Source organism: Paenarthrobacter sp. C1 (assembly GCF_049315185.1).
Lineage (GTDB): Bacteria > Actinomycetota > Actinomycetes > Actinomycetales > Micrococcaceae > Arthrobacter > Arthrobacter nicotinovorans.
Window position 1 is genome coordinate 415,840 of the sequence record NZ_CP186053.1, and the last position, 9,100, is coordinate 424,939.

Genomic DNA, 9,100 nt, shown 5'->3' on the forward strand with positions numbered 1-9,100 from the left:
TTCCGCACACATGAGTCCCATGACTACGACCCTGACCCGCCCCCGCCGTCCCCAGGCACTGCCGCTGACCGTCGAGACCACTCAGGTCTGGGGTGCGTTGCTGTCCTCCTATTCCGAAGACACCGGCTCCATTTCCGTCTGGTCCACTGAAGACGGAGCGCTCCGCTACGCCGAACGAGTGCTGGCCGCCCAGCCGGGCATCGAGTTCGAGCTGATGACCTGCACCGGCAACGGCCCCTGGCGCTCCGTTGCCGAAGGTGACGGCATCCGGCAGGTCATCGCCCGCCGCTGGTCATGAGCGGCACGGACCGGGACCAGCGCGGCCGCCCGCACTCGGGAAAGAACTGTCCCGAGTCCGCCAACGGCGGCTGCGTCTACTGCCACACCGGGAACCAGAAGCCCACACTCCGGCGCCGCGCCCGCCGCGCAGGCAAACGCCTCACCCGCACCGAGGACCGCGATTGACCTACGACAAGCTCCTGGTCGCCACCAGCCCCGCATGGGTTGCTGAGGACCTGCGCAAGGCCGGCACGATCGCCGTCGAACACACCGTCGGTCTGGACGCTCCTGCCCTGGACGGCTGCACGGCACTCTGGTGTTCCTGGACGTGGGCTATGCGCCTGGCCAGGACCGGCATCAAGCACCCTTTCCTCTCCCCCGGACCAGACTGGATCACCAAGATTCCCGAAGAGTTCCTGAGCCGGAAGGTATGGGCCGGACGCATCGCAGACATGCCCTACATGGGCGTCGAGCCAATGTTCTACAAGCTGGCCGAGCACAAACACTCAAGCATCCCCGCGGGACTGCACATTGGCCGCGGCCACTTCCTGCGCCTGATCGGCAGCACTTTCGACTTCATCCCGGGCTACGAGGACCTGCACTACGTCGGCTCCGAGCCGATGGCTTACGCCTGCGAGTACCGCTGCTTCATTGCTCACGGGAAGGTCGCCGCCTCGTCCTTCTACCTGTCTACCGTTCCGGGCATTCACGGCAAGGACGTCACCATCAGCTGGGACGCCTACGAGCCGGACCGCTGCCCTGATTCATCGGCGGCCGCCGCGTTCGCCCAAGAGGTCGTGGACGCCATGGGAACCAATCAACCGCCCGGGTACGTCCTGGACGTCGGCGAAGACGCCCAGGGCAACTGGTCGGTTATCGAAGCCAATGCCGCGTGGAGCAGCAACATCTATCACGCAGCCCCTCTCGCCGGTGTCGTCGAATCCATCCTGGCCAGTCAGGACCCCGGACACCCTGAGTGGGTTTGGGCGCCGGACGCTTTGTTCCTAAGTCGGGCACGGCCGCTGCCGTCGCCGTGACCGTCGTCGTCGTCGTCGTGCTCCTCCTGCTGCTCGTGGAATCACCTGCTCGCGTCTCAAACGAGCAATAACCGCATCGCTATTTAGATTTGATGGCTAAAATCTAAATAACTCCATCCTTATTTAGACTTTCGGGGGACACTATGACTGACGCCTGGCCGCCGCACGGTTCCAAGACCATGCCTTGGAAGTCCTCCGGGAGGGCGCCCCGCGAAGACCGTGAGTTCACCGAAGTTGAGGTCTCACTCCCGCCCGCCATTGCCGACCTCTGGTACAGCCCAAGCCGGGAAACCATCGTCGCACTGGAGAAGGCAGCCGTCTCAGTTGCTTCCCTGGATGTCACGGCCGGTACACGGATGGCCGCCATCAGTGGGTTCCTGCTGAGGAGCGAGGCGGTGTCGTCCTCCAAAATCGAACACGTCGATGCGAACCGGAACGACTACGCCAAGGCCATGATCGGCCTGAAAGCCAGCGAGAACGCGAATTCGATGGTCGCCGCCGCCGAGGCCGTGCAGTTCATGATCGACGACGCCGGGAAAAACGGCACCGTGCGCCTGGAGGCCCTGCTCAAAGCCCATCACACACTGATGAAGGACGACCCGATGGACGGGCGGTACGCCGGGAAGATCCGGGACGTCCAGAACTGGATCGGAGGCAGCGACTACTCGCCCCGCGGAGCCATCCACGTCCCGCCCCCTGCGGACCTCGTGCCCGGCCTGCTGGAGGACCTGATGGCGTTCTGCAACCGGGACGACGTGCCGATCATGGCGCAGGCTGCGATCGCCCACGCCCAGTTCGAATCCATCCACCCGTTCACTGACGGCAACGGCCGCATCGGACGGGCACTGATCGGTGCCATTTCCCGCCGGCGCGGCCTGACGAAGAACACCGTCACGCCCATTGCGTCGGCGATGGTGGCCGACGTGCAGCGGTACTTCACCTTGGTCAACAACTACCGGACCGGCGACGTCGACCCGTTCGTGCTCTACCTGGCCAACTCCGCCCTGCATGCAGCGGATGCCGCAAGGGAAAGTGTGGCCGCCCTGGATGCCCTGCCGGCCATGTGGCTGGAAATGTCCAAGCCGCGCAAGGGCTCCGCCGAGGAAAAGATCATCCCGTGGCTTTTGGAGCGCCCCGTCTTCGAGGCACACCACGCCGCGCACATCGCCGGGGTCGCCGAGACATCTGTCTACGGCGCCCTGGAACGGCTCACGACGGCGGGAGTCATCACGCCCATCACCCAGAGCAAGCGCAGCAAGGCATGGGCCGCCACGGAAGTCCTCGACGAGGTGGACCGGCTGAACTCCCGTCTGGCGAAGGTGGACCCGGCAGCCTGACAAAACACTTGGTCGCGTGAGGAGGATCACCGCCCATGGACAGTGACACCACTGAAGCCGGCGAAGTCATCGGCAACGACGTCCCCAGCCTGACCTGCGTGTGCGGGAACTCGGCCGACAGCGAGGGAACGATCGCCGCCAACGCGGACGGCTTCCCGGTCCACATCGAGGAAGGCGAGGTCCCCGACGGCCTCGCTGAATGGCCCGACGACGACGACATCCACACCCTCTGCCCCATCCTGATGCCGTCTGTACCGCAACGCAGACATTGAACGGGACGGCGAGCCACCCGTGATCGATACCGTCGACGTCGAGAAGGGCCCGATCGCCAACGCCCTCAAGGTCCACTGGTCCCTGGGCTAAGCAGACAAGCTACATCCATCGAAGGCGCGCTCCCACCTCGGGGGCGCGCCTTCCTGCGTCCGGCGCCGGCACTGAGGAGCCGAACGCCACATTCCGCACACATGGGGCCCATGGACAACATCTCCTCTGCCCTGGCCGCGCTGGCGGCACGCCATGAAGCTTCCCTGGATAAGGACTTCGACACCCTCCTCGCCGAGGTGAAGCAGCTGGCCGAGCACGCGCCGGCCACTGGGTACGAGTACCGGCACAACCTGGGCTGGGACCGAACCTGGATGGAGCTGGACGCGTCGCAGGTCGAGATTATCCTCGAACGGGGGCACCCGGTCCAGCGCCGCCGCATCATGGGCGGCTGGGAGGACTACACCGGCGGTCAGAAAATGCCGGAGCCTGAGATCGGCATGTTCCCTGTCGACGCTATGGCGCCCCGACCCGAGACGCCGCACGCCGAACGGATCTTCGCCGCCTCCAAGGAGCTCTACGATGCCTGGTCCCGGGGCGAATCATGGGCGCTGGACAAGCCGCTGCACGAGGCATACGTCATCTTCTTCCTGGAGACGATCAGCGACGCCATCAGTGATCTCTGCATGCGCTGGGATGCTGCTGGCCGACCCGGCAACTTTCCTGACTCCCTGGCAGTCCAGGAAGAACTGAAGCGGATCATCTGCCTGGAGGACCGGCCGTGAGCAAAGCACCGGGCACCGACCCGCTGGGCGCCCTGCACTCCGCGATGGTCACCTCCTCGATGGACTGGGGCGCATCCAAGGACACGGCCTGGATTTACGGCATCGCCGTCGGGTGGGACGGGCCCGCCATGGCGGAGCTCGCCGCCAAGTTCGGCTGGTCCGAGCAGCGGGTGAAGAAACTCCGGAAGCTGCGCCGCTACTTCAGGGCTGCAGAGCTGGCCGAGGAACGCCGCCGCGCATAACCCGTCCCCGGGGAGCCATGTCTGCCGGTCCGTACACATGGGTCCCATGACCATCACTGCTACTGATGCCCGCGGCGCCGAAATCAACATCGGTGACATCGTCACCTACGTCACCGGTGGCCGCTACCCCGAGATCATGACCGCCGAAGTCGTCGACATCAAGACCAAGGTGAAACTGGGCAACATGGACCACCTGAACAGGACCGGTTCCTGGCGGCGCTTCGCCAACCGCGACGACTCCAGGACGTCCTGGGTCGATGGGCACCGGGCCATCGTCGTGGAGTCCCTGCCTTTCGTCGAGGGACGCCAGAACACCGGGGAAGCTGCCGATGTCTGACGTCCCACGGACCATCCTCGCCGGGGAGCTCTCGTCTGAGCACCGCGGCCACTACTTTCGGTCCTACACCTACCGGGACGCGAACAAGACCTCCCGCCCCGGCCAGCGCCTGGCCACGTTCCAGGCCGACACCATCCACCACCTCAAAAACGGTGCCATCCTGGTCAACGGCTCCCACCCGTACCTGCGGCCGGACACCGTGCTGACGTTCTGGGACCCGGTTGCGGATGCTCCCGAGCTCGTCCATGACGGTGTCTGGACCACCGAGGCGGAACTGGACGCGCTGCCGCTGCTGGCGATGATCATGAACCCGGACGGCAACCCGCACGCCTACCAGAAGCGCAATCTGCTCTTCAACGGTCGCTATGAACAGCGCTGGTTCTGCACCACAGACTCCGACTGGGGCGACACGTCAGCACAGCTGCTGCGCGACGGCAACTCCTTCATCACTCTCTGGCTTCCGAAAGGCTGAACGTCGACGGACCAACCCCGCTTCTCAGGGATGTCCCATCGCATTCACCCTGGACGCTGGCCGCTTTACGAAGCCTAACCGCAGGTCCGGTGACGCGATTGAGACGGGCCGCACACATAGCCGGCACAGGACAATCTGCGAGTACCAGGAGCCGGAGCAATGACCGTCATCAGTTTCCCAGCCAAGGCCCCAGCTGCACCGACACTGACTTCCCGTGAGGTCTCCGACGAGGTCCTCTACGAGCTGCTGCGGAAAGCTTTGGTCGCCCACCGCGCAGGTGAAGCACGGGTCCAGGGCTCGCTGGGGCACCGTCACCACCTTGCCGTCTCCCTGGCTTTGCTGGACGCCATCCAGATCGTGATGGGAGTCGGCGACGTCGCCCAGGAGCTCGGCCGCTGCATGGATGCCGGGATCACCGACATCCGGAAGCTGGCGCGGATCGCCCGCGACTTTGACGGGCCCCAGTCGGCCTGACCACCACCCGTAATCCCCGGCTCCCAGCTCCCACCCCGCTGCCGGGGATTATTCTTGTGCGGTGAGTTTTGACCCAGCCTCCGCACACATGGTCTTCATGCCTTCGAGTCCTTCCGCGACCGCACCAACCGATATGGCCGTCTGCGACTGCACCGAAGCCTGGGAGCCCCATGAGCACGGAACCCGCGGCATGTACGGCTATCACCGCTGTCGCTGTACGCCGTGCTCTGAAGCCAACACCGCCTATAACCGCGAGTACAACAAGCATCGCCCGCGCCGGGAAATGGTGGACGCTGACCTGGTGCGTGCACGCATCGCCAAACTGCGGACGGCCGGGCTGACGATCGCTGAGATCGCCGACATGTGCGCCGTGAACGCCAAGGTTATCGACTTCGCGGTCAAGGGCCGAAACGGCAAGAAACCGAAGACGGTCCAGGCGAGCACCTTCCGCGCCCTCAACGCCATCAGCTTCAAGGACATCGCATCCGTGGAGAAACCTGCCGGCCGAACAGTCGACGGCACCATCCCCCGCCTTCAGGTCCAGTCCCTGCACAGCTTCGGCTGGTGCGGCCGGGAAATCGCCAACCGGGCCGGGCTTGATCCCTCCACGATCAGCTCGCTCCTTGCCGGCAAGAACATCACCGAGTCGGCGCGGGCCGGCATCGATGCGATCTTCACCGAACTGCACGGAACCACCCCGCCCCTGGACACCGCAGCCCAACGGGGCCGGGCCACCGTGGCCCGGAACCGCGCCCTGGCCAACGGCTGGACTGCGGATACCGCGACCGATTACGAATACGCCAGGTACTCCCGCGCGCACTGACCGATGAGCCAAGACGCGTGGTCCGCACACATGATCTCCATGCCCTCAAGCCCCACCGCGGCCGAACCGACAGACCTGGCCATCTGCGCCTGCCCCAAAGCCAGCCACGAGCACGGAACCCGGGACATGTATGGCTATCACAAGTGCAGATGCGTCCCCTGTGGCGCCGCGAACCGGGAGTATTACCGCTCCACCGCCCACCTGACCCGCACCAGGAAATGGGCCGACGCCGAGCTGGCACGAAAACGGATACTGCAGCTGCGTGAAGCGGGCCTGACTATGGAAGCTATGGCGGATCTGACTGCCGTCAACATCGCCAACCTCCACTACATCCTCAGAGGCCCCGGCGGCCGGACGGTCAAGCGAGTCCTCACCAGCACGCTGGACGCCCTGAACGCCATCAGCTACAAAGACATCGCCGGCCGGGAACTCACCGGTGACACCAGGGTCGACGGGACGGTTCCCCGGTTGCAGACCATGGCGCTGCAGGCCGCTGGCTGGTGTCCCGAGGACCTGGCCGAACGCAGCGGTGTCGGGAGGCAGACCTTCAACAAACTGCTGAGAGGGTTCGGCACCACCGAAGAAATGCGCCTCAGAATCAGCAGCCTCTACACCGGCCTGCGCCGTACCGCCCCTCCCAAGGACACGCCGCTTCAACAGATGAGGGTCCGACGGGCGCTGCGCAAAGCCGAAGCCAACGGTTGGACCGTCGACATGGCCGACGACGCTGATTACGCCCAGGCGGCCTAAGCGAAGAGGGCACCCCGACGGTCCGCACACATGACGGTCATGACAGCAGCCCCCGCACCTGCCGAAGCCACCTGCGACCGGGTCCGCGACCTGCTGCCGGACAGTCCCGAATTCGCCGGAAAGATCATCCTCACCTGCGACAAGCCACTGAACCACGACCGCCGCGGCGGCCACCGGATGCGCAACACTGAGGGCAAGACCACCTGTACCTGGACTGGCCCTGCAGACAATGACTGAGACCACTGCACCGGACCAGGGCTACCGAGGCCCACGTCAAGCAATACTTCGATATTGCCGGCGAGGCGTGGTGAGCCGGAGCAGTATCTCCGCACACATGGTGCCCATGGAGAACTCTGACGCGCGCATTGACGCGATTTACGAAGCCGATCCCCTGCTGAAGCTGGTAGGCCCCGGAACCATCACCGACGTCCTCAAGGCCGCCGACAAGGCCGGACTCATCACATCCGGCACTGCCCCCGCATACGCCGTCGAAGGCAAGGCGGCGTGACCAGCGCCCGCATTGAGGCTGCGGCCCGCGCCGACTACAACCTCAGCCACGGCCTTGAAGCCGATGATGAGACCAGATGGAACGAACTTGGCGTCCAGCCTCGTGCGGCCGCCATCGCCCGGGCAACGGCTCTGGTCGCAGCGATCGATGCCGCCGATGACCGGGTCCGGCTCACGATGCCGGAATTCAATGCCATCAAAGCCGACGCCGTCCACGACCTGAACTCTGCACTGCACCGCAGCTGGGACGCTGAATCCCGTACTGCAGCCCAGGCCGCTGGGGTCCCGGACTTCATCCACGACTACGCCACCCGGCTCGGCGACCACTATGTCGAGCCGGTCAACCACGAAGCCGCCATGTCCTCCTTGGTCCGGGAACGGCTTGCCGCAGCGCTTCGCACGACAGCGGACCATTTCGATCACGCCTCACTGGAGGACATCACCGGCGCCATGGATCTTAACGCATCGGTTCCCCCCAGGTTCAAGCGCCTCATGATCCGCGGCTGCGCTGACTGGCTGCGGAGCCGCGCCGATGAACTCGATGAGGAGAAGCGGACCCCTTACTACCGGGTCAACACCCGCGCCGTCATCGACCTGGACCGCCACACCGCACTGCTTGGTGCACTGGGCAGGACAATCAGCCGGTCGAAGAAGATGGCCGCCACCGACCGTATTACAACTCCCTTCATCATGACCGACGTGCTTGTTGGCGCCATCGAATCAACCGGGGCAGTTCTCCCGGCGGAGGAGTGATGGGACGCTGGCCGTTCGGTGTTCGCGGCGGACTCACCACACTGCCGTTCTCATCCGATGACCCCGTGGTCTGCGCCCACCAGGCGGTCTGCCTCAAAGCGCTACTGGCCCAATTTGAGGGCGACTACGAGGCGACCTGCATGGTGCTGAACCGGCTCGAAATTGTCTACTTCAGCGCCGGACGCCGCCAGGACGCCGACCTGGTTCACGCTGACAAGATCGCCCTTGTGGAGCCGTCGCACGGCAGCGGCGAAGGGATCGTCAGCCGCCTGCTGAGTTCATGGAGGCTGCACCGTTCGGAGGCGCGTTTCCGGCATGCTCAGCGCGTCATCGACTATCACCTCGCCGACTTGCACCGCCGCGCACCCTGGGCCTGCGGCCACGAGGTGGATGCGTCCAAGGAAGCTGGACGGTGACGGTCGCAGATCAGCCCCTGCTGCCGCCAATCGTCTTTCAGCAACAGCATGCGATTGACAGCGCCCTCGGATTGGCAGACCGGTGGGACACCCGGGCAACGGAACTTCACACCATCGCCGAATACACCCGGATCCACGGAACTACCCTCCTCGCGGATCGGTACGCGCTGCGTGGCCGCGCACTTGCTGCCAATGCCAAGGAACTCCGGGAAGCCCTCTCGCTGGAAGAGGCACCCACCGGCGCCAGAACCCTGTGACGCCGCACACATTAGGGTCAACAGAAGCAACGGCAACGAAGGCGGCACCCGCAATGAGTATGGAAATCTCGGACTTCACCACCCTTGTCGACGACACGGCAGTAGCAGAACTCGCAGCCAAGGATGAGGCCATCACCGCGGCTGTCCGGCAGGTCGAGCAGGAGCACCCCGGATTCAGCTACTCATACTCCACCGAGATCCGCTGCAACGCCTGGGGCTGCGGCAGATTCATGACGATGAAGGTCGGCAAAGGCCACAGCAACGCCGCAGCCGAAGCCTACGCCGCCCACCGGGCAGAGCGCGTAGATGCGCTGCTCAACGAATGGTTCCCGGCCCCGAAACACGAAGACCTGGGCAACTGACCGACCCT

18 protein-coding genes are annotated in these 9,100 nt (G+C 64.9%); all 18 read left to right on the plus strand.

The window, feature by feature from the left end:
• Nucleotides 1–19 precede the first annotated feature (19 nt).
• Nucleotides 20–298 carry a hypothetical protein gene (locus ACNAOU_RS25010; RefSeq protein WP_422759164.1) on the plus strand — a complete coding sequence of 93 codons (279 nt, stop codon included), beginning with the start codon at nt 20–22 and terminating at the stop codon, nt 296–298.
• Entirely contained in the window at nt 295–465 is a 171-nt protein-coding gene (locus ACNAOU_RS25015) for a hypothetical protein (RefSeq protein WP_422759165.1), read from the plus strand. Before ACNAOU_RS25010 ends, ACNAOU_RS25015 begins: the two co-directional genes overlap by 4 nt.
• Nucleotides 462–1,316, plus strand: coding sequence for an ATP-grasp domain-containing protein (locus ACNAOU_RS25020; RefSeq protein WP_422759166.1), 855 nt, complete (start codon nt 462–464; stop codon nt 1,314–1,316). The genes ACNAOU_RS25015 and ACNAOU_RS25020 overlap by 4 nt, the downstream gene beginning before the upstream one ends.
• A 143-nt stretch (nt 1,317–1,459) precedes the next feature.
• The gene (locus ACNAOU_RS25025; protein WP_422759167.1) at nt 1,460–2,653 is read left to right on the plus strand and encodes a Fic family protein; all 1,194 of its coding nucleotides are present in this window, start codon (nt 1,460–1,462) and stop codon (nt 2,651–2,653) included.
• 35 nt (nt 2,654–2,688) lie between these two features.
• Nucleotides 2,689–2,925: a hypothetical protein gene (locus ACNAOU_RS25030; protein WP_422759168.1), complete on the plus strand. Its 237-nt coding sequence runs from the start codon at nt 2,689–2,691 to the stop codon at nt 2,923–2,925.
• 201 nt (nt 2,926–3,126) lie between these two features.
• Nucleotides 3,127–3,699 (plus strand): hypothetical protein, encoded by a 573-nt coding sequence (locus ACNAOU_RS25035; RefSeq protein ID WP_422759169.1) that lies wholly within the window; start codon nt 3,127–3,129, stop codon nt 3,697–3,699.
• Complete coding sequence (locus ACNAOU_RS25040; protein ID WP_422759170.1) at nt 3,696–3,941, plus strand: hypothetical protein; 246 nt, start codon at nt 3,696–3,698, stop codon at nt 3,939–3,941. The genes ACNAOU_RS25035 and ACNAOU_RS25040 overlap by 4 nt, the downstream gene beginning before the upstream one ends.
• A gap of 46 nt (nt 3,942–3,987) precedes the next feature.
• Complete coding sequence (locus ACNAOU_RS25045; protein WP_422759171.1) at nt 3,988–4,278, plus strand: hypothetical protein; 291 nt, start codon at nt 3,988–3,990, stop codon at nt 4,276–4,278.
• Nucleotides 4,271–4,750, plus strand: coding sequence for a hypothetical protein (locus ACNAOU_RS25050; protein ID WP_422759172.1), 480 nt, complete (start codon nt 4,271–4,273; stop codon nt 4,748–4,750). The genes ACNAOU_RS25045 and ACNAOU_RS25050 overlap by 8 nt, the downstream gene beginning before the upstream one ends.
• 159 nt (nt 4,751–4,909) lie before the next feature.
• The gene (locus ACNAOU_RS25055; RefSeq protein ID WP_422759173.1) at nt 4,910–5,224 is read left to right on the plus strand and encodes a hypothetical protein; all 315 of its coding nucleotides are present in this window, start codon (nt 4,910–4,912) and stop codon (nt 5,222–5,224) included.
• A gap of 61 nt (nt 5,225–5,285) precedes the next feature.
• Nucleotides 5,286–6,047: a hypothetical protein gene (locus ACNAOU_RS25060; protein WP_422759174.1), complete on the plus strand. Its 762-nt coding sequence runs from the start codon at nt 5,286–5,288 to the stop codon at nt 6,045–6,047.
• 39 nt (nt 6,048–6,086) lie between these two features.
• Nucleotides 6,087–6,797 carry a hypothetical protein gene (locus ACNAOU_RS25065; protein ID WP_422759175.1) on the plus strand — a complete coding sequence of 237 codons (711 nt, stop codon included), beginning with the start codon at nt 6,087–6,089 and terminating at the stop codon, nt 6,795–6,797.
• 39 nt (nt 6,798–6,836) lie between these two features.
• Nucleotides 6,837–7,034: a hypothetical protein gene (locus ACNAOU_RS25070; RefSeq protein WP_422759176.1), complete on the plus strand. Its 198-nt coding sequence runs from the start codon at nt 6,837–6,839 to the stop codon at nt 7,032–7,034.
• A gap of 106 nt (nt 7,035–7,140) precedes the next feature.
• On the plus strand, nt 7,141–7,305 hold the full coding sequence (locus ACNAOU_RS25075; RefSeq protein ID WP_422759177.1) for a hypothetical protein: 165 nt from the start codon (nt 7,141–7,143) through the stop codon (nt 7,303–7,305).
• Entirely contained in the window at nt 7,302–8,057 is a 756-nt protein-coding gene (locus ACNAOU_RS25080) for a hypothetical protein (RefSeq protein WP_422759178.1), read from the plus strand. Before ACNAOU_RS25075 ends, ACNAOU_RS25080 begins: the two co-directional genes overlap by 4 nt.
• The gene (locus tag ACNAOU_RS25085) at nt 8,057–8,473 is read left to right on the plus strand and encodes a hypothetical protein (protein ID WP_422759179.1); all 417 of its coding nucleotides are present in this window, start codon (nt 8,057–8,059) and stop codon (nt 8,471–8,473) included. Before ACNAOU_RS25080 ends, ACNAOU_RS25085 begins: the two co-directional genes overlap by 1 nt.
• Complete coding sequence (locus ACNAOU_RS25090) at nt 8,470–8,730, plus strand: hypothetical protein (RefSeq protein WP_422759180.1); 261 nt, start codon at nt 8,470–8,472, stop codon at nt 8,728–8,730. Before ACNAOU_RS25085 ends, ACNAOU_RS25090 begins: the two co-directional genes overlap by 4 nt.
• 53 nt (nt 8,731–8,783) lie before the next feature.
• Complete coding sequence (locus ACNAOU_RS25095) at nt 8,784–9,092, plus strand: hypothetical protein (RefSeq protein ID WP_422759181.1); 309 nt, start codon at nt 8,784–8,786, stop codon at nt 9,090–9,092.
• Nucleotides 9,093–9,100: the final 8 nt, after the last annotated feature.